Annotated in this window: 19 protein-coding genes and 1 pseudogene; 7 read left to right on the forward strand and 13 right to left on the reverse strand. The window is 59.0% G+C overall.

Features of this window, described 5'->3' with window-relative positions:
• Positions 1 to 268: pseudogene (locus BLQ12_RS27610) on the forward strand (hypothetical protein); the annotation flags it as partial.
• Between the two features lie 330 nt (positions 269 to 598).
• Here BLQ12_RS27610 and BLQ12_RS25955 read toward each other — a convergent pair.
• Positions 599 to 1,024, reverse strand: coding sequence for an HIT domain-containing protein (locus BLQ12_RS25955; RefSeq protein WP_092215763.1), 426 nt, complete (start codon positions 1,022 to 1,024; stop codon positions 599 to 601).
• 395 nt (positions 1,025 to 1,419) lie between these two features.
• Between BLQ12_RS25955 and BLQ12_RS25960 the strand changes: the two genes are divergently transcribed.
• On the forward strand, positions 1,420 to 1,872 hold the full coding sequence (locus BLQ12_RS25960) for a hypothetical protein (RefSeq protein ID WP_139164122.1): 453 nt from the start codon (positions 1,420 to 1,422) through the stop codon (positions 1,870 to 1,872).
• A gap of 305 nt (positions 1,873 to 2,177) precedes the next feature.
• Here BLQ12_RS25960 and BLQ12_RS25965 read toward each other — a convergent pair whose 3' ends face one another.
• A complete protein-coding gene (locus BLQ12_RS25965) occupies positions 2,178 to 3,698 on the reverse strand; it encodes a sigma-54 interaction domain-containing protein (RefSeq protein ID WP_092215768.1) in 1,521 nt (506 codons plus the stop codon).
• Between the two features lie 932 nt (positions 3,699 to 4,630).
• Here BLQ12_RS25965 and dinB point away from each other — a divergent pair.
• Complete coding sequence (gene dinB / locus BLQ12_RS25970) at positions 4,631 to 5,803, forward strand: DNA polymerase IV (RefSeq protein WP_092215797.1); 1,173 nt, start codon at positions 4,631 to 4,633, stop codon at positions 5,801 to 5,803.
• 330 nt (positions 5,804 to 6,133) lie between these two features.
• Complete coding sequence (locus tag BLQ12_RS25975; RefSeq protein WP_092215770.1) at positions 6,134 to 8,890, forward strand: efflux RND transporter permease subunit; 2,757 nt, start codon at positions 6,134 to 6,136, stop codon at positions 8,888 to 8,890.
• A gap of 527 nt (positions 8,891 to 9,417) precedes the next feature.
• Here BLQ12_RS25975 and BLQ12_RS25980 read toward each other — a convergent pair.
• The 5 genes from BLQ12_RS25980 to BLQ12_RS26000 all read right to left on the reverse strand — a co-directional run bounded on the left by BLQ12_RS25980 (position 9,418) and on the right by BLQ12_RS26000 (position 16,350).
• A complete protein-coding gene (locus BLQ12_RS25980) occupies positions 9,418 to 10,368 on the reverse strand; it encodes an electron transfer flavoprotein subunit alpha/FixB family protein (protein WP_092215771.1) in 951 nt (316 codons plus the stop codon).
• Positions 10,368 to 11,156, reverse strand: a complete 789-nt coding sequence (locus tag BLQ12_RS25985; protein ID WP_092215772.1) for an electron transfer flavoprotein subunit beta/FixA family protein — start codon at positions 11,154 to 11,156, stop codon at positions 10,368 to 10,370. The genes BLQ12_RS25980 and BLQ12_RS25985 overlap by 1 nt, the downstream gene beginning before the upstream one ends.
• A gap of 152 nt (positions 11,157 to 11,308) precedes the next feature.
• A complete protein-coding gene (locus BLQ12_RS25990; RefSeq protein ID WP_092215774.1) occupies positions 11,309 to 13,375 on the reverse strand; it encodes a (Fe-S)-binding protein in 2,067 nt (688 codons plus the stop codon).
• Between the two features lie 509 nt (positions 13,376 to 13,884).
• Positions 13,885 to 15,687, reverse strand: coding sequence for an acyl-CoA dehydrogenase (locus BLQ12_RS25995; protein ID WP_092215776.1), 1,803 nt, complete (start codon positions 15,685 to 15,687; stop codon positions 13,885 to 13,887).
• A gap of 72 nt (positions 15,688 to 15,759) precedes the next feature.
• Positions 15,760 to 16,350 (reverse strand): TetR/AcrR family transcriptional regulator, encoded by a 591-nt coding sequence (locus BLQ12_RS26000; protein ID WP_092215777.1) that lies wholly within the window; start codon positions 16,348 to 16,350, stop codon positions 15,760 to 15,762.
• A 373-nt stretch (positions 16,351 to 16,723) separates the two neighbouring features.
• Here BLQ12_RS26000 and BLQ12_RS26005 point away from each other — a divergent pair, with 373 nt between their 5' ends.
• A complete protein-coding gene (locus BLQ12_RS26005; protein WP_092215779.1) occupies positions 16,724 to 17,380 on the forward strand; it encodes a potassium channel family protein in 657 nt (218 codons plus the stop codon).
• A gap of 279 nt (positions 17,381 to 17,659) precedes the next feature.
• Here BLQ12_RS26005 and BLQ12_RS26010 read toward each other — a convergent pair whose 3' ends face one another.
• The 3 genes from BLQ12_RS26010 to BLQ12_RS26020 all read right to left on the reverse strand — a co-directional run bounded on the left by BLQ12_RS26010 (position 17,660) and on the right by BLQ12_RS26020 (position 20,233).
• Positions 17,660 to 18,322 carry an amino acid ABC transporter permease gene (locus tag BLQ12_RS26010; protein ID WP_092215782.1) on the reverse strand — a complete coding sequence of 221 codons (663 nt, stop codon included), beginning with the start codon at positions 18,320 to 18,322 and terminating at the stop codon, positions 17,660 to 17,662.
• A gap of 279 nt (positions 18,323 to 18,601) precedes the next feature.
• The gene (locus BLQ12_RS26015) at positions 18,602 to 19,363 is read right to left on the reverse strand and encodes an ABC transporter substrate-binding protein (RefSeq protein WP_092215784.1); all 762 of its coding nucleotides are present in this window, start codon (positions 19,361 to 19,363) and stop codon (positions 18,602 to 18,604) included.
• Between the two features lie 354 nt (positions 19,364 to 19,717).
• Positions 19,718 to 20,233 (reverse strand): CD3072 family TudS-related putative desulfidase, encoded by a 516-nt coding sequence (locus BLQ12_RS26020; RefSeq protein WP_092215786.1) that lies wholly within the window; start codon positions 20,231 to 20,233, stop codon positions 19,718 to 19,720.
• Positions 20,234 to 20,818: 585 nt separating this feature from the next.
• Here BLQ12_RS26020 and BLQ12_RS26025 point away from each other — a divergent pair.
• Together BLQ12_RS26025 and BLQ12_RS26030 are read left to right on the forward strand one after the other, a co-directional pair.
• Positions 20,819 to 21,019, forward strand: a complete 201-nt coding sequence (locus BLQ12_RS26025; protein WP_139164123.1) for a rhodanese-like domain-containing protein — start codon at positions 20,819 to 20,821, stop codon at positions 21,017 to 21,019.
• 58 nt (positions 21,020 to 21,077) lie between these two features.
• A complete protein-coding gene (locus BLQ12_RS26030; protein ID WP_092215790.1) occupies positions 21,078 to 22,241 on the forward strand; it encodes a PQQ-dependent sugar dehydrogenase in 1,164 nt (387 codons plus the stop codon).
• Positions 22,242 to 22,455: 214 nt separating this feature from the next.
• On the opposite strand, the gene BLQ12_RS26035 is transcribed toward BLQ12_RS26030, so the two are convergent.
• From BLQ12_RS26035 to BLQ12_RS27190, 3 genes are all read right to left on the reverse strand, one after another.
• A complete protein-coding gene (locus BLQ12_RS26035) occupies positions 22,456 to 23,862 on the reverse strand; it encodes an MATE family efflux transporter (protein WP_092215791.1) in 1,407 nt (468 codons plus the stop codon).
• Between the two features lie 214 nt (positions 23,863 to 24,076).
• Complete coding sequence (locus tag BLQ12_RS26040) at positions 24,077 to 25,087, reverse strand: alpha-hydroxy-acid oxidizing protein (protein ID WP_092215794.1); 1,011 nt, start codon at positions 25,085 to 25,087, stop codon at positions 24,077 to 24,079.
• Positions 25,088 to 25,335: 248 nt separating this feature from the next.
• Positions 25,336 to 25,638, reverse strand: coding sequence for a hypothetical protein (locus BLQ12_RS27190; protein WP_139164124.1), 303 nt, complete (start codon positions 25,636 to 25,638; stop codon positions 25,336 to 25,338).
• Positions 25,639 to 26,214 lie beyond the last annotated feature (576 nt).

Consider the following 26,214-nt stretch of genomic DNA (forward strand, 5'->3'; position numbering starts at 1 on the left):
CCAGGGCCTGGACGATGCCAACAGCCGATTTGTCCTGGATCTGGCCGACCGGGTGGGCATGAGCGGAAAAACCACCCTGATCTATGTCACCCACACCGAGACCGACACCCTCTCCTGCATCACCCACCACCTGCGCCTCTCCCCCAACCGGGAGACCGGCAGCACCGCGTGGGTGGAGCGTGCCTCCGGCGGCCCTGCCGGGGGCCAAACTTTTAAAAAGTTTGATAAACAGGTCTTAAGCAAGCCTTTCCAGGCTCCGCCGAAATAATTTCCACTTTTTCACATTAGAAACGTTTTTTGCGGAGCTTTTTTTCAAAAAAGCGACCCGCCGGAGGCAGCCAGGTTAAAGACGCCTCCGGCGGCCCTGCCGGGGGCCAAACGTTTGAAAAGTTTGACAAACAGGTTTTGCTCAATTTAACAGAAATCTTCGCGGAAGCCCTCACCCTGAGGAACGAAGGGGGAGGGCTTTCGCAACCTGGGGTTTAGGGGATCATCCCCTGGCCGCCGGAGGCAGGTTTTCCCTGCCCACTTTAACCATAGAAGGCATCGCTTTTGTTTTTTCTGAACCCTCTAACCCGGCCTTAACTATAGAAGGCCTTCAAGGAACCGAGAGAAAGGCGTCGCCAAGGCCAGCGTTGAGGGTGGCGATGAGGTCCTGGGCCTCGGTGTCGGTGTAGGGCTCGGCGCCGGGGGCGCCCCAGACCGGTGCGGGCCAGCAATAGTCCGCGGCGAAGCGGCCCACCACGTGGATGTGGAGCTGGGAGACGACGTTGCCGATGGCGGCCACGTTGAGTTTTTCCGCGCCCAGGGTCTCTTTGGTGAGACGGGACAGGGTGCAGACCGCCTGGCGGATGGCTTCCTGGAGCGGGGCCTCCAGCTCGTAGAGCTCGGTTTTGTCGGTGGGGGGAACAAGGATAAACCAGGGGACCTTTTTGTTATTCATGAGAAGCAGGCAGAGTCCGTTTAGGGTGCCCAGGGTGAAGCAGTCGTTTTCCAGTCGGGGGTCGAGGGTGACATCGGTCATGGGAGCTCCGGGGAAATTGAGGTGGATGGTTGATCCAAAAGGTAGACCGGAACCGGGCAAAGATCAACCGCTGCCTTGCTCGGCGGATAACATGCCATGGGAGGGAACACCTATGTTTCCACTGGCCTGTGTCCCAAAGGAGCGGTAAAGCTTACGGGCCAATTGTCCGAAAAGAGTAGTGGGGTCCCTCGCAAACGGAGCTCGCATCAGGCGGGCGGCAACAAAAGGGCCCCATGGTCAACCGGCACGGAGCGAAAGGTTCCGGAGCCGCACGTCCCGGCCTTCACGTTTTTTCAATGATGGTGGATCTGTAACGACGCAGCGTAGGAGAGGTCATGGCACAACCCGGGTGGATCCGATGTCGGTTTTTTTTCGTTTTTGTTGGGATGTGTCTGATGGCCTCCTGTGTGGCGCGGGTTGAACCGGTGGACAGAAGGGCGGCCTACCTTCGCTCCCGACAGGTCCAGAAGGAAGAAAGGTTCCTGGAGGTTCGGCCCTTTCTCTCCCAGTTCGGCGACATTCCGGTTCCCGGGGAACTCTACGAGGTGGCCGAGCACACCCTGATGATGGAGACCCGCGGGGAGAAGACCGGGCTCATCGTCTACACCGGCCGGGTCCTTAAAACCTCCCTGGAGATTTTTTTCAGGGCGGAACTCAAGAAAAAGGAGTGGGTGCTGGTGACAGCCTTTGTCACCGAGCCGTCCACCATCCTTATGTTCAACAAGAAAAGCCGCTGGTGCGTGATTGTCCTTGATGCACGGGGCTCCGCAACGGATGTCCGCATCGGGGTCTCCCAGGATTTAGGCCTTGCCCCGCGTCTCCTGGGCCACGGAATGCAGCGGCAATAGCCTCCGGCGGCCCTGCCGGGGGCCAACCTTTTGAAAAGGTTGATAAACAGGTGTTAAAACATCTTCTTGAATGAATGTCGCATTAATGGCGACTGTGATTTTTCCTGAGGAACGAAGGGGAAAGCGCAGTCGCAACCTGCTTTCGCGGTGGCACACCTCGCCGCCGGAGGCAGCACTTTTTCAGGCTCTGAAGATTCATACACATACCCCATAAAAAATCCCGCAGCGCTTTGACCCGAGGAACGAGGGCCCAAGCACTGCGGCAATCATTTTTTAAGGTGGCTCACCTTACCTGCCGCCCCTTCTTACCGGTAATCCTTGTAGTGGATGTCGTATTTCTGTGCTTTGTAGGAGAACTTCCTGACGGTGGTGCCGAGCATCTGGGCGGCTGACGTGATGTTGCCCCGGGTGTTTTTGAGGGTATCGATGATCATCTCCCGTTCCAGGTTGGCCGTGGCCTCCTCCAGGGTCTTGGCCGGCAGGGTGCCGGACTCGGTACCCGTCTGGAGGGTCGGCGGGAGGTGGTAGCCGTGGATCACCCCTTCGTTGCAGAGGAGCACGGCCCGTTCGATGCAGTTCTCAAGCTCCCGGACGTTGCCCGGCCAGTGGTAGCTCATGAGCATGTCGATGCCCGGGGTGGAGATGCGCCGGATCTCTTTTTCGTTTTCTTTGGCGTATTTTTCAACGAAGTAGTCGGCGAGAAGGAGGATGTCGGTTTTGCGCTCTTTTAAGGGGGGAAGGAAGATGGGGAAGACGTTGAGCCGGTAGTAGAGGTCGCCTCGAAAGCTCCCCTCGTCCACGGCCTGTTCCAGGTTTTTGTTGGTGGCCGTGATGATCCGGACATCGCTTTTGAAGGTGCGATGGCCCCCCACCCGTTCAAACTCTTTCTCCTGCAGGGCCCTTAAAAGCTTCACCTGAACATCCAGGCTGATGGAGCCGATCTCGTCTAAAAAGAGGGTCCCCTTGTGGGCCAGTTCGAACTTTCCATGCTTCTGGTTGATGGCGCCGGTAAAGGCCCCCTTTTCGTGGCCGAAGAGTTCGCTCTCGATGAGGTTTTCCGGCAGGGCTGCGCAGTTGACCTTGATAAAGGGGTGCTTGGCGCGGTTGGAGTTGTAGTGGATGGAGTTGGCCACCAGCTCCTTGCCCGTTCCGCTCTGGCCCCTGACCAGCACCGTGGCGTTGCTCTTGCACACCTGGGAGATCATCTGGTAGACCTCCCGCATTTTGTTGGAGTTGCCGATGATGTTGGTGAAGCGGTACTTGTTTTCAAGTTCCGTTCGCAGGCGGGTGTTCTCCTCTTTGAGTTTTTCCTTTTCCCGGTTGATCCTCTCCAGGTTGATCACGTGGGTGGCGATCATGGTGGCCACCACCGAGAGGATCTCCGTGCCTTCGACCAGGGAAAAGTTCGCCTCAAAGGGGCGGTCCACGCTCAAGGCGCCGATGACCCGCTTGCCCTTGATGACCGGCACGCAGAAAAAAGAGTACTCCACCCCGTTGTGCTTGCGGGATGCGGTGCGGTCCAGAAAGAGGGGCTCTTCGCTGATTTTGGGGATGGCAACGGGTTCGCCTTTTTCAAAGACGCTGCCGGTGACCCCTTCGCCGGGCCTGTACTTTCCCTTGCGCATGGCGCTCTTGGAGAGGCCGTGGGCCACCTCGATGCTGATTTCGTTGCGCCGCGGGTTTAAGAGCGTGATGGTGCCCCGCTCCATATCCATCCCCTCTTCAAGGATGTTCAACACATTGTAAAGGGCGTTTTTAAGGTCGAGGTGCTCGTGAAGGGCTTTGCTGATTTCAAAGAAGAGTCTCGTCTCGTTCAGGCGTTTCATGCCGTCTCCCAAAGGCTCTGAAATGGCATCGACTCCCCGGCGGGCCAGGGATCTGCCTTTTGATAAGGGGACCGGCGACAGGTGTCGGCCCTGCCGTCGGGTGGGGGCGGCAGACTGAAGGTGCGTCCTTCCCAAGATGCCGCCTTGGGTCAGTGATAGGGAAAAACCGGGGTGAAGGCAACAAATTTGTAATTTCTGGCGACTAAATTTCAGGCTGCCCGGAATCTGAATTTACAGGGCCTGAAGAGGGCGGTGTCGGAATCTGAGAATCCTCATTGATTTTAGAGGGTTTGGCCGGTGCTCGGCCAGGGAGGGGAGTCGGCTGTTTGACATTGCCGCGTACCGGCTCAGGTGGTGGTCTGGGTTGTCAGGAAAGGGGAGCATGCTCCGGCGGGATTTTGGTTCCCTTTTTGGATATGGTGTAAGATATCTGATATATTATATATCAACATAGGGCGATGCCCCTGTGTTCCCTCTCCATGTTGAAAAGCGCGGGGGCCGATGCTACCCTGAGTTCAACACGCCTCGGGGGGCCAAACTTTTGAAACGTTTGACAAACAGGCTTTGAGAGCCATTTCCTTTTATTCGGGTGCCTTGGCTTGCCGGTGGTTTTAGCTTTCGCGAATAAACATCTCCTTTTGGTGCTCACCCCACGGTGCTGATCGCCAAAAAAGGGGGGACCGGCATGTTTTTGCAAAGCTTTTTGAACTATTCAGGTTATGCCTCCGGCGGCCCTGCCGGGGGCTAAACTTTTAAAAAGTTTAACAAACAGGTTTTAAAAAAACTTTTTTTGATGAATTTTGCTTTAAAGGCGGATGTGATTTGTCCCGAGGAACGAGGGGCAAAACGCATCCGCAACCTGCTTTCAAGGTGGCACACCTTGCCGCCGGAGGCATACCTGAACCGTTACCCTTTATCTATGGCCATTGGACATGATTCTTCACCTCGACATGGACGCGTTTTTTGCCGCTGTGGAACAGCTGGACCACCCCGAACTCCGGGGTCAGCCCGTGGTGGTCTCGGGCCACTCCGCCCGGTCGGTGGTGTCCACGGCAAGCTATGAGGCCCGCCGCTACGGGGTGCACTCGGCCATGCCCCTCTACGAGGCCTTGAAGCTCTGTCCCCATGCCCGGGTGGTTCCCGGCAACCGGCGGCGCTACAAAGAGATCTCGGCACGGGTCTTTGCCATCTGCCGGGACTACACGCCTCTGGTGGAGCAGGTTTCCATCGATGAAGGCTACCTGGATGTCACGGGGTGCGAAGGCCTGTTCGGCCCCCCCGAGACCATCGCCCAAACCCTTCGACGTCGGGTGGCCGAGGAAACGGGCCTGACCTGCAGTGTGGGGGTGGCCCCCATAAAATTCGTGGCCAAGGTCGCCTCGGACATCAACAAGCCCAACGGGATTTACGTGGTCGCCCCCGAGGCCCTGGACGCCTTTCTGGTGGGCCTGCCCGTGAAAAAGGTCCCGGGGGCGGGCAAGCGGACCGTGGCCCTCTTGGACGAGCTGGGCATCAAGACCCTGGGGGATGTCAGGGCGTACCCCGCCCAGGCCCTGGCCGGTAAAATGGGCCAGGCCGGGGAGCGCCTTTACGCCTTGGCCTGGGGGCGGGATGCGTCACAGGTCTCGGCCGAGGCCGACGAGGCCAAGAGCATCAGTTGCGAGACCACCCTAGAAAAAGACACCACGGATCCGGCCTTTGTCCACGCCCGTTTTTTGGCCCAGGCCGACGAGGTGGCCGCCCAGCTTCGCCGGAAGGGCCTTTTTGCCCGGCGCGTGGCCATCAAGCTCACCTTTGCCGATTTCCGGCGCATCACCCGCCAAACCACCCTTTCCAAGCCCACCCACCTCTCCGGGCGCATCTACGAGGAGGCCGTGGCCCTCTTTGACAGGGAGTGGAAGGGCCAGCGCATCCGCCTCGTGGGCCTCGGCTGCTCCCAGTTCACCCATGATGAATCCGCTGCCCCCAGCCAGCTGGACCTCTTCGGCCAGGTCGCCCGCCGAGACGCCCGGGACGACGGCTGGGAAAAGGTGGAGCACAGCGTGGATGCCATCCGTGAAAAATTCGGAAAATACGCCGTTACCCGCGCCCGGGTGAAGAAATAAAAGGGGGATGGCCTCCGGCGGCGAGGTGTGCCACCTCGAAAGCAGGTTGCGAATGCGCTTTCCCCTTCGTTCCTCAGGGAAAATCACATCCGCCTTTGATTAAGATTGGCTTGGGCCTGTTTTTAAAGCCTGTTTATTAAACCCGTCGTTATAAGATCAGGCAAAAGGTTAGCCCCCGGCAGGGCCGCCGGAGGCCATTCGTTGGGCTTTTGTCGGTGAGGCATTTGTTTGATCCTGAGAGGGACGTTTTTTTTTGTCCTTTTGTTTTACCTGTCGTACAAATACTGGGTGTGAAACGGTATCAGCTCTTTATTGACACAGGTGAAATCTATGAGACGCTACATTCGATTTGTCATTGCTCATCCCCTTATGATCCTGGGGGTGCTTTCCATCATCACGGCCTACCTGGCCCCGGGCCTGGGGCTTCTGACCTTTAACAACGCCCTGGATGCCTTCATGCCCCGGGACGACCCCGACTACCTTCAAAACGAAACGGCCAAGGAGATCTACGGGGACAACAGCCGGTTTTTTATCATCGAGGTCTCAGGAAAGGCCCTGACCCCCGAGTTTTTCGGTCGGGTGGAGACCCTGGTGCAGGACCTTGAGGCGTATAAGGACTACCCGGCAACGGAGATGGACGCGGGCATGGCACGGTTAACGGCCTTGTCGGGAGAACCTTCGCTGTCCCGGGAGGCGCTTTTGAATGAGCTCGACACCTGGCCCCTGTTCCGCCGGCTGGTGGCGCGCAAGCTGGAGAAAGGCACGCTTCTTGATGCCAAGGCCCTGGAGACTCTTCGGCAGGCGGTGGGCGAGAGCCTGGCCCTCATGGCCGAAGTGCCGGTCAAACGGGTGGTCTCCCCCATGAGTGTGTCGGATATCCGTGCCGAGGGGGACGATCTGTTCACGGGCAAGCTCCTGGAAGAAGACGACGACGGACAGCGGATCATGCCGGCCAGCGAGGCGGAGGTTTCGGCGGTGCTGGACAGGATGCGGGCCAACCCGGCCTTCCGCCACGGGATCTATGCGGAAAACGGGGACGGTGAGATCACGGATTTCGGCATCGTGGTGACCTTCAGCAAGCGGCCCCGGGTGGACCGCATCTCCCGGGAGGTGATCGCCATCTGCGAGTCCCGGGACGACCTTGAGATCCTGCCCCAGGGGTCGCCGGTGGTCAACGTGCGGTTCAACTCCTACATGCAAAAGGACCTGAGGCGGTTTTTGCCCCTGGTGGTGCTGGTGATGGGGGTGACGTTTTTTATCAATTTTCGGTCGCCCCTGGGGTTTCTTCTCCCGCTATGTTCCCTGGTCCTTTCCACGGTGTGGATCATGGGGCTCATGGGACGCCTCGGCTACTCCATCACCCCCCTGGGGATCTCCCTGCCACCGCTTATGGTCTCCGTGGGGAGCTCCTATGCCATCCACATCTACAATCAGTTTCTTGCAGACTCCCGGCTGATGCAGGAGAAGGGCTTTTCCGAAGGGCTCTGCCTTGCCATGGAGCACATCAGCCAGACGGTCCTCTTTGCCGGGATGACCACCATGATCGCCTTTGCCACCCTTGCCACGAGCCGTCTTTCCGCGGTGCGGGAGTGGGGGCTTCTCTCGGCGGTGGGCGTGGTCTTCTCCGTGATCCTGGCCTCGTCTCTCATTCCGGCCATCCTGGTTCTGGTGGGGCGGGTTCCTAAGGCACCCTCCCCCAAACGGCGACGTCACCCCGTGGACCGCTGCATCCATCTCTTCTCCTGGCTGGTGACCCGTCATCCCCGGGCCGTGGTGGCGGGCACCGTCCTCATCCTGGGGTTTTGTGTGGTGGGCATGTACCGGTTGGAGGTGGAGTCCGACTTTCTCCTCTACTTCAAGAAGAACGACGAGATCCGCGTCAGCGCCCGGGCCGTGGGGGAAAAATTCAAGGGCCGCTCCGGCTTCAACCTGTTGATCGACAGCGGGACCCCCGGCGGGGTCCTGGACCCTGCCTTTCTCAAGAGGGTCGAAGCGATTCGCCGTGAGCTGACCCGCAGCGACCGGGCGGACTGGTGCATCGGGCGGACGGACTCCCTCACCGACTTTCTCATGGTGATGCACCGGGCCATGAACGGGGACGATCCCGCCTTCTACCGCCTGCCCGACTCCGCGGGCGATGTGCTGGACTATTTTGAGATCTACGGGGGGGAAGACGACAACGACGACGGACGGCCCGATGAGTTCGAGGCCTATGTGGACCCCGACTGGCAGGTGATGAACCTCCTGTGCCGCCTGTACAGCGGGGACGGCGCCTCGGTGGGCACGGCCCGCACCGGGCGGATCATGGGGGAGATCGAGGACTGGCTGGATGGCAGCCTGCCCGAAGGGATCACCGCCCACATCACGGGGTTTCCGAAGATCGACGTCAAGGTCACCGATTACATTGTAAAGGGCCAGCTCTCCAGCCTGCTGCTGAGCCTGGCCGTGATCTTCGGCATTGTGCTGGTCCGGTTCCGTTCTGTCCACGCCGCCCTTCTCTCCATGGTGCCCATGGGGGCGGCGGTGATGATCAACTTCGGGATCATGGGCTGGTTCGGGGTCCACCTGGACATGCTCACCAGCATCATCGCCTCCATCACCATCGGCATCGGGGTGGACGACACCATCCACTTTCTCCTGGCTTACCGGCACCACGCCCTGGGGAATCTCTCCCGGGAAGAGTCTTTGCTGCGGACCCTGGCCGTCTCGGGACGGGCCATCAGCTACACCTCCCTGGCCCTTGTGGTGGGCTTTCTCGTGCTGGCCACCTCCAACTTCGTGGCCGTGGTCCTCTTTGGCCTGCTCATGGCCGTGACCATGACGGCCACCACCATCGGGGCCTTGCTGGTGCTGCCCTCCCTGATCCTTCTCACCGGGTTTTACCCCCAGGCAGCCGTGGCTGAAGGGATGGCACCCGGAAAGGTGGATCGCCTCATCTCCCTGTTCCGATCCCTTGAAAACAGGCCCGGTGACCCCAAACGTACCGTGGACCCGAATCTCCCCGAACAGAGCGAAGAGACCTACCAGAAGGAGCAGGCCGCCTGGCTTGCGGATGTGAAAAAGAGGAAAGAGAAGAGCGGAAAATAGACCAAAAGCGAGGCCTCCGGCGTCAAGGTGGGGGCACCTTGAAACCCTATGGCGAATGCATGAAGGCAGACATTCTACCTGCGTTATCGGGGCATTCGCGTGATGTGTGGCATGTGGCAACCGTCTTTGCAGGAGAGGCCCAAAAACACGATGAAGACCTTTTGGGATTTGCTTGAGTTTAACGGGAATAACTGCAGCGGCAAGGTGAGCCATTTTGACCATGCATGGAAGCGGCTCACACACCGGCAAACATGGAACCATCCGCGATGCGTAGGGTGCATTTTATGCACCAGGGCGAACGTGTCTCCGCTGTCGAATTGAGAAGGACCATGGCCGCCGGTATGTACCATACGGTGGGCATGACACCTTTTCTACCTCTGCAAACGATCCAATGCCCCCCGTCTTCCCCCCTCGACCCATGGAGAGAGGGGCCTTGCTGGCTCAAATACAAAAAGGGCGCATCGACTGAGTCGATGCGCCCTTTCGCTTTTCAGGTCAGAGAGCGGGGGCAAAGCCCCGCAGATCTCTTAGAGGTCGTTGACCGCCTCGGTGAGTTCGGGGAGGAACTCGAGGATGTCGGCAACGATACCCACGTCCGCCACCTGGAAGATGGGGGCGTTTTCGCTCTTGTTGATGGCGATCATGAAGCCACCCTTGATGCCGCCCAGGTGCTGGAAGGAACCGCTGATGCCGCAGGCAAGGTAAACCTTGGGCTTGACGGTGCAACCGGAGGTACCCACCTGGCGTGAGGGCTCGAGCCACTTCGCGTCGACGATGGGACGGGAGCAGGAGACTTCGGCACCTGCGCCGAGGGCCTCGGCCAGCTCGTGGGCGATTTCGATGTTGTCTTCGTCCTCGATGCCGCGGCCGATGGAGACGAGCAGGTCCGCTTTGGTGATGTCCACGTCGCCTGCTTCGGGCTCAACGATTTCGATGAACTTGCGCTTGGCAGACAGGTCGCCGGCTGCAGCAGCTTCTACGCTGCCACCAGCAGACTTGGACTCGTCGGCTGCAAAGGTGCCGGGGCGAAGGGCCACGACAGCGCCGTTTGAAGCGTCCACGTCCACGTGGGTGTTGACTTCGCCGCCGAACTCCTGGCGTACGGTCTTGAGGATGGTGCCGTCGGCTTCGAGGCCGATGATGTCGGAGACGTAGGCAGCATCCATCTTGACGGAAAGGCCGGGGGCACAGTCCATGGCGAAGGTGTTGTTGGCGAAGATCACGATGGACCCTGCGGGGATCACGTTGAGCAGGGCTTTACGTACCACTTCGGCGTTGGGGTAAGCCAGGGCGGCGTCATCGATTTTGATGACTTTCGGGAAAATCTTGGCGGCTTCGTCGGCCACGGCGTCGATGCCGGATCCGGTAACGATGGCGGTGACGTCATCGCCTACGGCCTTTGCGGCCACAACCAGTTCCATTGCAGAGTCATCAAGAACGCCATCGGTGTGTACCAAATATGCAAATACCTGTGCCATTACTGCAGCCCTCCATTCGCCTTAAGCATTTCGATGAGTTTTTCGATGATCTCGTCGTTGCTTCCTTCGAGCATTTCAGCGCCGTCACCGGACTCGGGAACGAAGTAGTCGGCCTTCTTGACCTTGGCACCGGCTTCGCCTACGGCGGCGGCGTCAACGCCCAGATCGGCAGCGCTGAACTCGGGGATTTCAACACCGGAGACCTGACGGATACCACGGATACCCACGTAGCGGGGCTCGTTGATACCGGTCTGGATGGAGAGAACGCAAGGCATTTCGATTTCGTTCATCTCCTGGTTGCCACCTTCGATCTCACGACCGACGGTGAGCTTGCCGTCACCGGTCTCAATTTTGTTGACCAGGGACGCATAGGGGTAGTCGAGCATGGCGGCGAGCATGCCGCCCACAGCGCCGGCCCCTTCGTCGGCCTGGGCGCCGGTGAAGATGAGGTCGTAGCTGCCTTTGTCCACGCAGCCTTTGAGGATGGTGGCAACGCCTTTGCAATCGGAGCCTTCGAAGGCGTCGTCGGTCAGGAGGATGCCTTTGGCAGCGCCCATGGCCATTTCACGACGGAGCACCTCATCGGACTCGTCATCGCCAACGGTGACAACCGTTACGGTGCCGCCGACGTTGTCAACAATCTGAATGGCTTCTTCGACAGCGTAGTTGTCCCACTCGTTCACGGAGAAAACCAGATCGTCACGCTCGATGTCGTTGCCTTCGGCGTTCATTTCGATCTCGTTTTCAGCCGAGTCGGGAACTCTTTTGACACATACTAAGATTTCCATGTTATTCCTCCCAAAAAGTTAATATACACCCGAATCTTGACAATCTCTTATCTGTTGCGCCGTCAGGGACTTGTCATGCCCCGGCGGCGGATAGAGGCACACGATTCACAGGAATATACATGGGGCCGCACATGCGGCCCCATTTTGGTTGACTACTTTTCCATGTGCTGATCGATGAGCTCGGTGAGCTCAATGGCTTCCAGCTGATCGTCGAGACCAGCCACCTTGATGGCGTCTTCCATGTTCACCATGCAGAAGGGGCAGGCACAGACGATGACATTGGCACCGGCTTCATGGGCCATCTGGACCCTCAGCACGGCCATGCGCTCTTCTTCATGGGGCTCGTAGAAGAGCATGAGACCGCCGCCGCTGCAGCAGAGGGATCGGTCTCGGTTTTTCTCCATCTCCACCATTTTCAGACCCGGGATGGCGGCCATGGCGTCACGGGGATCGTCGTAGATACCGTTGTGACGGCCGAGGTAGCAGGGGTCATGGTAGGTGTAGACCTTGGTGGGGTCTTCGATGGGCTTGAGCTTGAGGGTGCCGTCCTTGACCTTTTTAACGATGACCTCGGAGATGTGCTCCACGGGAAGATCCAGCTCGGGGTAGTCGTTTTTCAAGGCGTTGTAGGCGTGGGGGTCGGAGGCGATGATCTTCTTGGCCCCGGACTCGTTGATGGCCTCGACGTTCTGCTCTTTCAACTGCTGGAAGAGCATCTCTTCACCGAAACGGACCACCTCGTTGCCGCTGTCCTTCTCCTGCTTGCCGATAATGAAGAAGTCTTCACCGGCGGCGTCCAGGATCTTGGAGGTGCATTTGGCGATGTTGACCATGCGGTCGTCGTAGCTGGTGATGGAGTCCACAAAGTAGAGGGTGTCTGTGGTGTCCCCGTTGTCCATGATCTTGACACTGCACTCTTCGGCGAACTCCTTGTCCTTGGTCCAGTCCGCGCGTTTTTTCTCCACCTTGCCCCAGGGGTTGCCACGCTTGCCGAGGGCCTTCATGGGCTTCTGGAGGGTCTGGGGAACTTCGCCTTCATCCACCAGGCCGCGGCGAAGGTCGACGATCTTGTCGATGTACTCGATGCCCAGGGGGCACTCCTGCTCACAGGCACCGCAGGTGGTACAGGACCAGATCTCGTCTGCTGTATAAATGGAGCCGACCAGGGGCTCGCTCTTTTTCAGGTCCCCGCGAAGGGGGTAGTTCTTGAACATGTAGTCCCTGGCTTTGATGGTGATAAAGCGCGGGGAGAGGGGACGGCCCACCAGGTTGGCCGGGCACTGATCGGAGCAGCGTCCGCAGTCGGCACAGGTGTAGAAGTCCAGCATGTGTTTCCAGGTAAAGTCTTCGATCTTCTTGACACCAAAGGATTCCAGGTCGTCCAGGCCCTCGGCGGTGATGCCGTAAACCACGGGCTTGATGTTGCCGCGCTGAACGCGCATGAAGAGCACGTTGAACAGGGAGGTGATGACGTGGAAGTGTTTCCCCAGGGGCAGGAAGCAGAGGAAGAAGAAGAAGAGGGTGTCATGGCAGTAGTAAGACAGCACATGAAGGAACTGCAGGAGGCCATGGGGGGCTCCGGCGAAGATCTTGGAGAAGGCCCAGGCCAGGGTCAGGGGCGCCAGGAACGCTTCGTGACCGGCAGCCACAAGCACGGCTTCGAAGAGGCTCTCGGTGAGCATCAGGCCCATGATGATACAGCAGACGAAGACCGCTTCGGCGGTGTGGTCGTGGCCGTATTTCTCAGGCACCGCGTAACGGGCGGGCTTGAACACCCCGCGCCGGATGGCAGCGACGAAACAGGCGAAGAAGACGATGGTGGCCGCGTAGTCTTTGAGTACGTTGTAGACGGCGCCGAGGGGCTGGTCTGCTGCCAGACCGGGAAGGGCAAAATCCGGGAACATGCCGATGACAACAAGGGAGCAGGTCCGAAGCGCCAGGGTCAGGAACCCGAAGAAGATCATGATGTGGAGCACGCCGGCAAACATGTAACGGGGCTGTTTGATCTGTCCCAGCCAGACGACAAAGACGTTCTTGAGTCGTGCTGGAATGTTAGAAAACCGGCTGTTGTCAGGTGCCGCCTTGACGAGGGGGGCCAGACGTTTTGCGATGATGTAAGCAAAGATTCCCACACCGACAACCACATAGAGAAACGAAATCAGCCATCCCGGGATAAATCCCAAAATCATTGAATGGGCAGGTGAAATAAGATGTTCCATACTTAGCTTTCCCTCTCTCCCTTAGTTGAAATGATACAATATCCTCAAACAGCACATAGTAATAGTGCCATTTTACTCCATAATTAAAATGAATAACCCTTCAAATGTAAATGACAAACGCGGTTCCGTCAAGTAAAAAAGCTTTCACCCTTTCGATCATAAGCTTTATTGGGTAATTACATCCATTACTGTTATAAATGCCAAGGTTTTGTGTCCATCCACCTTTCACCTTAAAAGGTGTAGGAGAGTGAGATAAATGTTCCCTGGTCGTGCAAAAAATCGAGACAATCGGTGAGGGACTGCGGGGCGTTTCAGGGGAAGAAATGCAAGAAAAACTCGGCGCCCCGGGGCGTTTCCCAAAGGAAGGGGCTGTTCATTTTTTTTGCGGGCGGCTTTTGCCGCCCTTCCCGATACTTACCCCCATGGGGCGGGTGCCCGTGAAGGGGCGGCGGCCCCGCCGCCCCTTCACGTTTACGCCCGGAGCCCCGCGTGTCGGGCCAGAGGCGTCGTTAGCAGATGAACGACTCCTCGGCAATGTCCACAATGGCGCTGTTGGTGGCCTTGATCATCTCCATCTTGCCCTCGGTGACGGGGAGCACGCATCCGGTGAAGAAGTCGAGGCTCTTGATCTGGCCTTCGTAGAAGGGGATGTCCTTCTTCTTGGCCTTTTCAAGGCCCTTGGCTGCGGCGGTTCCGCGCCAGAGGAGCATCCAGGCCATCACCACGTCGCCGGTGACCTCCAGGAAGGGGTGGGCGTAGGCAAAGGCGCTGAGGACCTTCTCGCTCATGGCGGTTTTGCCCATGTGCATGGCCAGCTCGCCCAGCTTCATGAGGGAGCCTTCCACCTTGGCGGCGAAGGGAGCCAGTGCGGGGAACTCTTTGGCCTCGGCCACGGTTTTGCTGATTTCAGCCATGAGGTCCATGAAGACCTTGCCCTTTTTCATGCCGAGCTTGCGGCCCATGAGGTCCATGGCCTGGATGCCGTTGGTGCCTTCGTAGATCATGGTGATGCGGCAGTCGCGCAGGAGCTGGGCCACGGGGTACTCTTCGATGAAGCCGTAGCCGCCGTATACCTGGACGGCGTGGCTGCACATCTCAAAGGCCCTGTCCGTGACATAGCCCTTGGCCACCGGGGTGAGGATCTCGATGAGGCCTTCGTACCTGGCCTTGTCCTCGGCGTCCTCGGTGACGTGGGTGTAGTCCCGCAACAGCCCCATGTAGTAGATGGTGCTTCGCATGGCTTCCACGTACGCCTTCATGGTGAGGAGCTGGCGCCGCACGTCGGGGTGCTGGATGATGGGCACGCCCCCGTCCTTGGGCTTGGTGAGGTTGGCCCCCTGGACCCGCTGCTTTGCGTAGTCCAGGGCGTACATGTACGCGGCGGTGGCGCAGGCAAAGCCCTGCATGCCCACGTGGAGGCGTGCTTCGTTCATCATGAGGAACATGTGGGCCATGCCCTTGTTCTCTTCCCCGATGAGGGTGCCCACGCACTGGCCCTTGCCGCCCAGGGTCAGGGAGCAGGTGCAGTTGCCGTGGATGCCCATCTTGTGCTCGATGCCGGTGCAGACCACGTCGTTGAAGGCGCCTAAGCTGCCGTCGTCGTTGACGAGGTACTTGGGCACGAGAAAGAGGCTGATGCCGCGGGTGCCGGCGGGGGCCCCTTCGATTCTGGCCAGGACCGGGTGGATGATGTTGTCCACCATCTCGTGCTCCCCGCCGGAGATGAAGATCTTGGAGCCGCTGATGGCGTAGGTGCCGTCGGCGTTCTTCGTGGCCACGGTCTCAAGGGCTCCCACGTCGGAGCCTGCGCAGGGCTCGGTGAGGAGCATGGTGCCCCCCCACTCCCCGGTGTAGAGCTTTTTCAGGTAGGTGGCCTTCTGCTCGTCGGTGCCGAAGGACTCCACGAGCTTACCGGCGCCGTGGGTGAGGTTGCCGTACATCATGAAGGGGTAGTTGGCCCCGTTGAAGTACTCGGCGGCGGCCTGGCCCACCACGTGGGGCATGCCCTGTCCGCCCCACTCGGGGTCTTCGGTCATGGCCAGCCACTCCCCTTCGTTGAAGAGGTCGTAGACACGCTTGAAGGAGTCGGGCACGATGACCTTGCCGGCCTCGAAGGTACACCCTTGCTCATCCCCCTCCTTGTTGATGGGGAGAAGCTCTTTGACGGCCAGGTTTCGCGCTTCGTTGACGATCATGTCCACGGTTTTCTTGTTGAACTCGGCAAACCTGTCGTTTTTGCTTAAGTTGCCCACCTCGAACTGTTCATGCAGGACAAACTCCACGTCCCTGCGCTCTGAAATGACTTGAGCCATGTTTCCTTCTCTCCTTAGAACCTAATGTTGTTAAAGGCGCGGCCAAGATGGCCCCGCCGTTCTCTGCATCTGTTATGTCTCGGGGTTGCCGATGCCCCGCATGTACAGGTCCACCAGGGGGTCGGCCATGGAGGCCAGGTCGTAGCGCCCGCCGGCCAGGACCCAGGTGTTGATCACCTCTTCCACGGCCCCTAAGATGAAGCGTTTCACCAGGCCGAGGTAGAGGTCTTTGCGCATGCACCCCTCCTCCTGGCCCTTCTCCACGATCTCTCCCACCAGGTTGCGGTACTGCTTGGAGATCTGGTTGATCTGCTCGGTGAGGGCGTCTGATTTGCGAACCTGGCGGGATTCGGCCTGGAAGACCACGGCCAGCCCCTTGTCGGCCTGAAAGGCGGTGAGCTGGTTCCGGATCAGGCTTCGAAGCTTCTCTTCGGAGTGGTCGCAATGGGCCACGGCATCGTAAAACTGGTCGAAAATCTGTTTGGCCCGGAAGGAGAAGATCTGGAGAAGGATGTCCTCTTTGTTCTTGAAGTAGAGGTAGATGGTGCCGTCGGCGACACCTGCTTCCCGAGCGATCTGAGCCACGGTGGTCTGGTAGTAACCCTGCTTGGCAAAGACGGTGATGGCTGCTTCAATAATAAGATGATATTTGTCTGATTTCATACGGTTCCGGTCGATCCGCCTGGAAATTAGGGGGGCTTTTTTGTCCCCGGTTGATTATGAATGAATGCCCATTCAATACTATGAGAAATGGAATATTTTTGTCAAGATAATTTCTTAAGAACCCTGTGTCTCTGCTGTTAAATCAGCGTGATAGGGGAGGTGAGTATTTTGTATTGCGGCATGGAAATTGCTTTTATAACTAAGGTCCGGAAAAGGAACACAGAAACGGCGCACGAATGGGCGTGCGGGGCTGCTTTGGTGGGTGCGAACCGGCCGGGGAGGGCCGGGTGCTGGAAAAATAGATGCAGGAAGGGTATAAGCGAAGCAGGGGCCGCCGATGTGCGGCGCGTATCAACCAAGGGAGAACATGAGGATGAAACAGTTTGCGGTCATCGGCATTGGAAGCTACGGCTGGTACCTGGCCTGTCACCTGTATGAGAAGGGCCATGAGGTGCTTGCAATAGACGCGGATGCGAACCTGGTCCAGAAGATCAAGGGACATGTGAGCCGGGCCCTGGTGGCCGACACCACGGACCCGGAGGCCATTGCCGGCCTGGGTCTTGCCGAGATGGACCGGGTGGTGGTCTGCATCGGCTCGATTCTGAGCAACTCCATTTTAACGGTGCTGAACCTCCAGGAGCTCGGGGTCACCAACCTCATGGCCAAGTCCATCAGCGAGCCCCATACCCGGATCCTCCACAAGATCGGGGTGGGGGAGGTCTTTTTCCCGGAAAAGGACCTGGCCATCTCCATGGCCGAAAAACTCCACACCCCGGACATGCTGGATTACCTTCCCTTTATCGAGGGCCACGGCATCGTGCAGATGGCCGTGCCCGCCCCCTTCATCGGCAAGAGCCTGAAAGAGCTCAACCTCATCAACCGGTTCGGGGTCCAGGTGGTGGCCATCAAGGAGTTCGTGCCGGAGAAGATGCACATGATCCCCACCGCGGAGTTTGTCCTCAAGGAGAGCGATATGATGGTGCTTTTGGGGCCGGATGCGAGCATTGAGAAGATCAGGAAAGCAAGGTGAATTAAGGTAAACAGGGGATGGGTCATAGGTCATAAAGGGCCAAATGCCTCCGGCGTCCCTGCCGGGGGTTAAACGTTTGCCTGACTTTATAACGACGGGTTTAATAAACAGGCTTTAAAAAACAGACTCAGACCAATCAAAATCGACAGCGAATGTGCTTTTCCCTGAGGAACGAAGGGGAAAGCGCATTCGCAACCTGCTTTCGAGGTGGCACACCTCGCCGCCGGAGGCAGACTTTTCCATGCACTTTAACCATAAGAAGGCGTTTCTCTGCACATGTTAGGCCGTGGAGGGAAATGCCTTTTGTTGTTCCAGACGGCGGGAGAGGCGGGAGACGGCGTAGATGAGGACAAAGTAGACGAGGCCAACGGCAAGGTAGACCTCAAAGGCCCTGAAGGTGCGGGTGTAGATGAGCTGGCTGGCCCGGGTGAGCTCGGTGATGGCCAGGACCGATACCAGGGAGGAGTCCTTGAGAAGGGCGGAAAACGCATTGACCAGGGGGGGCGTTGCCACCCGGATGGCCTGGGGAAGCACCACGCAGTGCAGGGCCTGGAGGCGGGAAAGGCCCAGGGCGGTGGCGGCCTCCTTCTGGCCGGAGGGGACGGAGAAGAGGGCCCCCCGGATGATCTCCGAGATGTAGGCCCCGCCGTTGAGGCCCAGCCCCAGGATACCGGCCGTGGTGCTGGACAGGGTCACCCCCACGGAAGGCAGGCCGTAGTAGATGAAAAAGAGCTGGATGAGCAGGGGCGTGCCCCGAAAGGCCTCCACATACGGGGAGAGAATCGCTTTGAACAGGGGGCTCTCCGAGCGAAGAACCCCCACCGCGATGCCCACGGCAAGGGCCAGGGCGAAGGCGGCTGCCGAAAGGCCCAAGGTCACCTTGAGCCCTGCCAGCAGCAGCGGCCAGGCCTGTTGCAGCACCTCAAATTGAAAGCCCTCCATCTCCTTCTCTCCTTTGCTTAGGGGCGGTACAAAAATTAAACATACAAAAGCGATGCCTCCGGCGGCGAGGTGTGCCACCTTGAAAGCGGTCTACGAATGCGCTTTGCCCTTCGTTCCTCGGGTCAAACCACATCCGTATTTGCGTCGGCGTAAACTTAACATATGGACTTAAAACCTGTTTGTTAAACCCGTCGTTATAAGATCAGGCAAACGTTTAGCCCCCGGCAGGGCCGCCGGAGGCATAGGCTGAGCAGTTGCATGTGTTTTTTTGTTGAGCCCCTACATGGCCAGCCAGCGGTCATGGATGGCCCGGTATTCTCCACTTTTATTGAGGCGCCCAAGGGCTGCGTTGACCTCCTCGGTCAGGGCATCGGCTCCTTTTTTCATCACCGCCACGATCTCGGCTTCGGCCAGGGGGGCACCCACCACCTTGTAGGACGGGTCCACCTTGCTTTGTCGAATCGCAAAGGTGGCGCCCACCAAGACCGCATCGATACGGCCAAACTTCAGGTCGGAAAAGGCCTCGGGGTTGTAGTTGTAGCGCTTGATGGTCTTGAACCGGTCTTTCATGCTGTCTGCGAGCTGCTCGCTGCCGGAGCCCACCTGGACCCCCACCACCTTGCCTGTAAGATTCTCAAGGCCCTTGATGTCCGGGTTGTCTTTTTTTACCACGATGACGTCGGCCAGGCGGTAGTAGACATCGCTGAAGTTGGCGTTGGCGCTACGGGCCTCGGAACGGGACATGCAAGTGAGGAGCATGTCGAAATCTCCCTTGCCCAAGCCGCCCAGCAGCCCCTGCCACTCTGCATCCACAAAGCGCACCGAAACCCCCATCTCCTTGGCCAGGGCCCTTGCAAGGTCCACGTCAAACCCTTCAAACTCTCCGGTTGCAAGGTTTTTGGACTCGAAGGGCGGGTACTGGGCGCAAAATCCCACCACCACCTCCTTTTGTGCTCGGACCTTTTCCAAAGACCCGTCGGATGCCAGGGCAACGCCGCTGAAAAAAAGTGCCGCAAGCATCACAGCCATGGTTCGTTTCATTGTTTTCTCCTTTAGATTCTTATGCCTCCGGCGGCCAAGGCCTGAGCCCTTGGAGCCCAGGTTCGCATATGCTCCGGGGCTTCGCCCTTCCACATGCGCTGACGGGCTGCGCCCGTGGCAATACGCCTTCGAGGTGCTCACCTCGCCGCCGGAGTTATTTCGATTAATGTTAACCCGTGTATTGAGACGGAAGCATCAGCAGCTCATGCGTTAGCGAAGGGCTGTGCGTTTCCACGTTCTTCACGCGAATGCGGACGCATTTCAGCCCAGAGTGACGACACCCGATGCGCATTCGCAAACCGGCTTTCAAGGTGGCGTACCTTGCCGCCGGAGGCGCGTTTTTCCCCGCTTTTGTTATTCTTCGCTTTCATCCACTGCGTCAAAGGGGGCGCAGAGGCCGTTTTTTTCCATCAGGGCGGACAGCTCTTCAAAGAAGACCCCCATGCCGTTGACCATGGCAAGGTTGGCCATCTGTTCGGTCAGGGTGGTGCTCCCTGCGATCTCGCCGCCTGTGTACCCGGTGCAGGTTTTTCGGACCCCGCAGTTGGGGCTTCCGTCCATGCCCACCACCCCTTCGATGGTGCAGCCGTCGTCGGCAAGGAGCCTCAGCTGGTCTATCACCGGTGCCAGGAGGGCGCGGCAGTGGGCCCTGAAGGCCGGGACATCGTACTGCTCCTTGGTCATGCCCCAGCGCTTCATGCCGAGGTAGGAGAGCTCGGGGCAGGGGAGCTGTACCAGGCCTGTCCCGTTTTCGAGGCAGGGGGCGATGACCTCCTGGTAAACCCCTGCGGTTCGAGCCAGGGGGTGGATTTTGGCGTTGGCGTTGAGGATGCAGTGGCATACCACCATGACGCGTTTGGATCGATGCATGGAACGCTCCCGTGCTGTGGCCCTTAGGGCCGGTGAATGTATAAAATTCAGGTGTGTCGGTGGGGTGAAGAACAAACGAATCGGGCGGGTGATGTCAAATCGTTTGAATAGATCTTGCCTTATGGACAAATAGAAATAATCTATTTCTTGCAGGGTCCCGTAAGGGGCGTATTGGGCCCAACTCCTTTGGATCGTTGTGTTTTGACTGGCGTGTGATAAACTGTCAGTCAGGCCCTGTGCCGGCTTCTCTTTTCCCTATTTTTCTCTCATTTTTTCGTAACTATTCAGCTCAAACAAGCCTCCGGCGGCCCTGCCGGGGGCCAAACTTTTAAAAAGTTTGACAAACAGGTCTCAAGTAAGCCTTTCCAGGCTCCGCCGAAATAATTTCCATTTTTTCGCATCAGAAAAGTTTTTTGCAGAGTTTTTTTCAAAAAAGCGACCCGCCGGAGGCAAGCTGAATAGTTACCATTTTTTCTTCCTTTTCTCGTTGTCGTGGCGATCTGCCATCCGGTGGGTTTCGTGGTCTTTCCTGTCGGGCGGTTCCCATGGCGCCCGGCTTCCTTTGCCCTTTTTTCCTGGAGGTGGATGATGACCGATGTGCCCCGCGTGACCGCACAAGAGGTGCGAGGCAGGCAGCGTGCAAAGAAGGCGTGGCTTGTCTGTGCCTATGAATCGGACGAGATGTTCAGAAAGGCGCAGCTGGACGGGGCCCTTTCCCTGTCCCAGTTCCAGGAGCGGCTGCCCATGCTGCCGCGAGCCACGGAGATTGTGTTTTACTGCGCCTGAACCGACGAACACAGTGCCGCAGGTGTTGCGGCCACATTGATTTCCGGAGGGTTTCCCAATGCCAAAGCGCTTAAAGGCGGGGTGGACGCCTGGAAAGAGGCGGGCTATCCCGTGGTGTCTTCGTAAGCTCAAGGGCTCCCTTGGCTGGGGGTTGGCTCTTGGGGTGCTTCTGACCCTTGCCCCGCAGTCCTGGGCGGCCCCTGCCATCGACCTGCCGGAAGGCTTTTCCATTTCGGTGTTCACAGACCAGGTGCCCTATGCCAGGGCCCTTGCCCCGGGGCCCTCCGGGGCGTGGTTCGTTGGGACCCGAAAGGACCGGGTGTACCTGGTATGGGACCGGGACGGCGACGGACGGGCCGAGACCGTGCGGGTGCTGCTCACCGGCCTTCACCGACCCAACGGGGTGGCTTTCCGCCACGGGGACCTCTTTGTGGGTGAGATCCACCGCATCCTTCGCTACCCGAAGATCATGGACCGCCTCGATGCCCCGCCGCCCCCCGAGGTGGTGGCCCGTTACCCGGACAAAACATGGCACGGCCTGAAGGTGATCCGCTTTGGGCCCGATGGCCTTCTCTACGTGCCCGTGGGCGCCCCCTGCAACGTGTGCGAGACCCTGGGCACACCCTTTGGGGCCATCACCACCCTTAACGTTGACACCAAAGAGGTGCGTCCCTTTGCCCACGGGGTGCGAAATTCCGTGGGCCTGGACTGGCACCCCCTCACCGGAGAACTCTGGTTTACGGACAACGGCCGGGATCTTCTGGGGGACAACCTGCCCCCGGACGAGCTGAACCACGCCCCCGAAGCCGGGCTTCACTTCGGGTTTCCCTACCGCCACGGCAGGGATGTCCCGGACCCTGAGTTCGGTGAGCTGCCCGAAGGGCTTTTGCCCACCCCACCTGCCCAGCCCCTGGGGCCCCACGTGGCCTCGTTGGGGATGCGGTTTTATACCGGGAACAGGTTTCCCCCATCCTATCGCAACCAGATCTTTATCTGCGAGCACGGCTCCTGGAACCGCTCCGAAAAGATCGGGTATCGCATCACCCTGGTCCGGCTTTCCGGCAACACCCCCATCTCCTACGAGCCCTTTGCCTCGGGATGGCACAAGGGGAACCAGGTCTTCGGCCGTCCCGTGGACCTGGCGGTCATGGACGACGGAAGCCTCCTTGTCTCCGACGACCACGCCGGAGTGCTGTATCGGATTGTCTGGAAAGGGATCTGACGCAAGGAGGTCGTTTCAGGAAAAAAACAAAAGCATGCCTCCGGCGGCGAGGTGTGCCACCTCGAAAGCAGGTTGCGAATGCGATTCTCCCCTCGTTCCTCGGGGAAAATCGCATTCGCCTTTTATTCAGGGGGTATGGGTAAGCGCTTGATGATGGATGGTTGGTCGATATTCCAACTGGTTGGGGGTTTGCCTTTTTTATGAGAATTGACGACTATCCCCTGGCCGCCGGAGGCATCTCCTCATGAACCAGCCGCATGGAGCGCCAGGGGCCTTTGATGTAGCGGGCGACGGTGGCCAGGCAGAGGCCGGCGATGTAGACGGTGGGGCAGCACCAGGCAAAGGTGAGGCCAAAGCCCAGGGCAAGGACGCCGATGCCTGCGGGAAGGATCATGAGGGTGAGGGCGCAGATGAGGGTGGCCCACATGATGTAGCGGGTGTCCCCGGCACCGGACAGGGCCCCGGAGGCGACAAAGCCCACGGTGTCGAAGAAGAGGTAGACCACCACGAACCGCAGGCAGATGACCCCTGCTTCCCGCACCGGGGCGAAGGCCTCGGGGGTTCCGCCGGCCGGGGCAAAGAGGTTGATGAGGGTTTCGGGCGCAAAAAGAAAGAGGGCGCACAGGGGCAGTACATAAACCAGGGCCAGGTGCAGGGAGGCAAAGGTGACCGATTCGGCCTTTTTGAGCTCACCGCCACCAAGATGGTTGCCCACCAGGACGCTGGTGCCGCTCGAAAAGGCGTACAGGGGCATGAAGGCCAGGGAGTTGATGGACAAGGCGATGTTGGTGGCGGCCAGGGCCGTCTCCCCTAAGCGGCCCACGAGAAAGACAAAGAAGGTAAAGGCAAAAATATCCAGAAAGAGGTGGAGGCCCCCGGGGAGCCCGTAGTGAAGGATCTTTTTCATGAGGGCGGGCACGGGCAGCCAGCGGGTGAGGCCCAGCCCCTGGCCCCCCTCCCGGCTGATAACAAGGCCTGCAAAGAGAAGAAAGATGAGGGCCGAGGCCGCGACGGTGGCAAGGGCCGCCCCGAAAATGCCCATTTCGGGGAAAGGACCGATGCCGTTTATCAGGCAATAGTCCAGCGGGATGTTCACCGCCATGCCCATAAGGTTCACCACCATGACGGGCCGGGTGCGCCCCATGCCGGAGAAGTAGCCGGAGAGGGCCGAGCTTCCCAGGCTGAAAAAAGCCCCCAGGCAGAGGGTGCGGAAGTAGATCCGTTCAAAGGCGGCGATGGTCTCTCCATGGCCCGCCAGGTCAAAAAGGGGCCGGGCGCAGAAGGAGTACCCGAGCATGAGAAAGGCGGCCATGAGGCTGAGCCAGAGCCCCTGCCAGAGGCAGCTGCCGATGCGCTCTTCCACCTTGGCCCCCCGGTATTGGGAGATAAAGACGCTCACGTACCCCACGGTGCCCAGAAAAAGGGAGAGGGGAAGAAAGTAGGCGATGCCTGCAGGGGTGGCGGCCGCCACCTCGGCCACCGAGTGGTTCCCCACAAAAATGCGGTCGGTGAATTCCATCACCGTGGTGGAAGCCATGCCCGCCACCAGGGGCAGGCTGACGTGAAGCACGCGCCTGTAGTCGTCTCGGTGGGCGGAAGGCCCGGTAAATTTCAATGCCATAACTTTATGTCACACTCTTAAAAAAAACAGCCTCCGGCGGCAAGGTGTGCCACCTTGAAAGCAGGTTGCGAATGCGCTTTCCCCTTCGTTTCTCAGGGAAAATCACATTCGCCTCTGATTCAGATTAACCTGAATCTGTGTTTAAAACCTGTTTATCAAACTTTTTAAAAGTTTGGCCCCCGGCAGGGCCGCCGGAGGCGTTTTTTTGCACTTTTTACCGAAGAATCCCCGATTCCACCCGGTTGACGTCATCGGTGCCGGTGAGGACCATGGCCTGGATGAGCTGGGTTCGAAGGGTCTCGATGTAGGTCTCAACCCCCTGCTGCAGTCCGCCCACGGCCGCGATGGCAAAGGGGCGGCCGATCATCACCCCGTGGGCCCCCAGGGCCAGCATCTTCAGGATGTCGCCCCCGCTCCTGATGCCCCCGTCCACCAGGACGGTCATCTCAGCGCCCACGGCCTCGGCGATTTCCGGGAGGACCTCGGCGGTGCCCGGGGTGGAGTCCAGCACCCGGCCCCCGTGGTTGGAGACCACGATGGCCTCGGCCCCGGCCTCTTTGGCGCAGAGGGCGTCGTGGACGGTCATCACCCCTTTGAGGATGAACTTCATGGAGGTGGCTTTCATCACCTTTTCAAGGTCGGAAACGGTCATGGGGGTGACCGGGCGGCCCATCTTGGCCAGGGTGACGAGGCCGGCGGCATCGATGTCCACCCCGAACACGGTGGCCCCGGTGGCTTCGGCCTTTTCCAGCTTGTCGAAGAACTCTTTTTCTTCCCAGGGCTTGATAAAGGGGATGCCGTGGCCCCCGGCTTTTTTGATGGCGTCATTGCCCGAGGCGTGGATCACCTCCGGCACCCCGTCGCCGGTGCAGCCGATGAGCCCTTTTTCTTTGCAGCCGGCCACGATGGCGTCGATGTAGGCCCCTTCGGAGACATCGCCCCCGCCCATGTTAAAGGAGACCCCGCCGATGGGGGCGGCCAGAAGGGGCATGGCAAGGGAGAGGCCGAGGAGTTCGGTGTCGGTTGTCGGGGCCTTGACGCCGTGGACAAGCTTCATGTTGAATCGTACCGAATCCAGGGCTTCCAGGTTGGCGTGGAAGGCCGAACCGGTGCCCAGGCCACCCATGCCCGGTACCTCTCCGGCACAGGCTTTGCCGTTGCACACCGGGCAGACCCGGCAGTATCCCTTCATTTTTTCTCGTGCTGATTTTCTGATGGCTTCCATGGTCTACTCCCTTTGTCAAAGTGGTGTTTCTGCCGCATGGGATAAGGAGGGGAAAGGCACCGGGGACTCCCTTTAAGCCTTACAACCCCGAAGAAGAGGGCATGGCCCGACGATCCCGGCCCGGGGGTCCGTAACGAAAGGGGGACCCTTGGCAGAGAGTCTCTTTCCTACAACGTTTCAGGTGGAATGACAATGGGATGGGCTGAGGTGTCTGGGAGGGGGCGCGCGCCTTCGCCCCCTCCCAGGTCTCAGTGTGCTGCTGCTCCAGGTCTGAAATGGGTGGGTCGGGTGCCGATCAGGGCAAGGGCCCCTTCGGAAGTGGGGGAGGCTGCGTGGCGGTCACGGTGGACGGCAGGGAAGGGGCAGCGCTCAGTGCCGGGGTTGCAGGAGGTGGCGGATCCGTGGTCGATGCGGGAGGGCGAATGGCTCGGGTCGGCGGGCAAGCGTTCGTCCCCTGGTCCGTGGGCCCCCATGGATAGACGCTGCGAAACCGGGGCGGACCCTGGTAACCGGTGCGTGGTGGCGGGCTGTGGACTGAGGTCGGGGCTCATGGCGTTCTCCGTGGCATCCGTTTAAGCTGTGGGGGGAAGGGAACGATTACGGCCATTCGGATCGATAGTATTTACTGTGAACATTGTTATAACAACGTAACGAAAAATGCAAGCCCGATTCCTTATATTTGGTGAAGGGCTAATGCCTTTAGAGGTTTGCCTCCGGTGGCCCTGGCGGGGGCTGACCTTTTAAAAAGTGTAATAAGCAGGTTGCAAAAATAGATTCAGCTTAATCTGAATCAATAGCGAATGTGATTTTCCCCGAGAAACGAGGGGGGAAGCGCATTGGTAACCTGCTTTCGAGGTGTTTTGCCTAAGTGGCTACCACCCTCGCCGCCGGAGGCAGCCAAGTTAAAGATGCCTCCGGCGGCCCTGCCGGGAGCTAAACTTTTAAAAAGTTTAACAAACAGGTCTTAATGGCTCTTTTTGAATAAAGTTTTTAAAGGCGGATGTGATTTGACCCGAGGAACGAAGGGCAAAACGCATTCGCAATCTGCTTTCGAGGTGGCACACCTCGCCGCCGGAGGCAGTCCGGTTAAAGATGCCTCCGGCGGCCCTGCCGGGGGCCAAACTTTT

This window comes from Desulfoluna spongiiphila (assembly GCF_900101345.1).
In the GTDB taxonomy this organism is placed as follows: Bacteria; Desulfobacterota; Desulfobacteria; order Desulfobacterales; family Desulfolunaceae; genus Desulfoluna; species Desulfoluna spongiiphila.

Bases quoted from the DNA above. Each gene is read 5' to 3' on its own strand.
- BLQ12_RS25955 (WP_092215763.1), bottom strand. From the start codon at position 1,024: ATGACCGATGTCACCCTCGACCCCCGACTGGAAAACGACTGCTTCACC.
- BLQ12_RS25960 (WP_139164122.1), top strand. From the start codon at position 1,420: ATGGCCTCCTGTGTGGCGCGGGTTGAACCGGTGGACAGAAGGGCGGCC.
- BLQ12_RS25965 (WP_092215768.1), bottom strand. From the start codon at position 3,698: ATGAAACGCCTGAACGAGACGAGACTCTTCTTTGAAATCAGCAAAGCC.
- dinB (WP_092215797.1), top strand. From the start codon at position 4,631: ATGATTCTTCACCTCGACATGGACGCGTTTTTTGCCGCTGTGGAACAG.
- BLQ12_RS25975 (WP_092215770.1), top strand. From the start codon at position 6,134: ATGAGACGCTACATTCGATTTGTCATTGCTCATCCCCTTATGATCCTG.
- BLQ12_RS25980 (WP_092215771.1), bottom strand. From the start codon at position 10,368: ATGGCACAGGTATTTGCATATTTGGTACACACCGATGGCGTTCTTGAT.
- BLQ12_RS25985 (WP_092215772.1), bottom strand. From the start codon at position 11,156: ATGGAAATCTTAGTATGTGTCAAAAGAGTTCCCGACTCGGCTGAAAAC.
- BLQ12_RS25990 (WP_092215774.1), bottom strand. From the start codon at position 13,375: ATGGAACATCTTATTTCACCTGCCCATTCAATGATTTTGGGATTTATC.
- BLQ12_RS25995 (WP_092215776.1), bottom strand. From the start codon at position 15,687: ATGGCTCAAGTCATTTCAGAGCGCAGGGACGTGGAGTTTGTCCTGCAT.
- BLQ12_RS26000 (WP_092215777.1), bottom strand. From the start codon at position 16,350: ATGAAATCAGACAAATATCATCTTATTATTGAAGCAGCCATCACCGTC.
- BLQ12_RS26005 (WP_092215779.1), top strand. From the start codon at position 16,724: ATGAAACAGTTTGCGGTCATCGGCATTGGAAGCTACGGCTGGTACCTG.
- BLQ12_RS26010 (WP_092215782.1), bottom strand. From the start codon at position 18,322: ATGGAGGGCTTTCAATTTGAGGTGCTGCAACAGGCCTGGCCGCTGCTG.
- BLQ12_RS26015 (WP_092215784.1), bottom strand. From the start codon at position 19,363: ATGAAACGAACCATGGCTGTGATGCTTGCGGCACTTTTTTTCAGCGGC.
- BLQ12_RS26020 (WP_092215786.1), bottom strand. From the start codon at position 20,233: ATGCATCGATCCAAACGCGTCATGGTGGTATGCCACTGCATCCTCAAC.
- BLQ12_RS26025 (WP_139164123.1), top strand. From the start codon at position 20,819: ATGATGACCGATGTGCCCCGCGTGACCGCACAAGAGGTGCGAGGCAGG.
- BLQ12_RS26030 (WP_092215790.1), top strand. From the start codon at position 21,078: ATGCCAAAGCGCTTAAAGGCGGGGTGGACGCCTGGAAAGAGGCGGGCT.
- BLQ12_RS26035 (WP_092215791.1), bottom strand. From the start codon at position 23,862: ATGGCATTGAAATTTACCGGGCCTTCCGCCCACCGAGACGACTACAGG.
- BLQ12_RS26040 (WP_092215794.1), bottom strand. From the start codon at position 25,087: ATGGAAGCCATCAGAAAATCAGCACGAGAAAAAATGAAGGGATACTGC.
- BLQ12_RS27190 (WP_139164124.1), bottom strand. From the start codon at position 25,638: ATGAGCCCCGACCTCAGTCCACAGCCCGCCACCACGCACCGGTTACCA.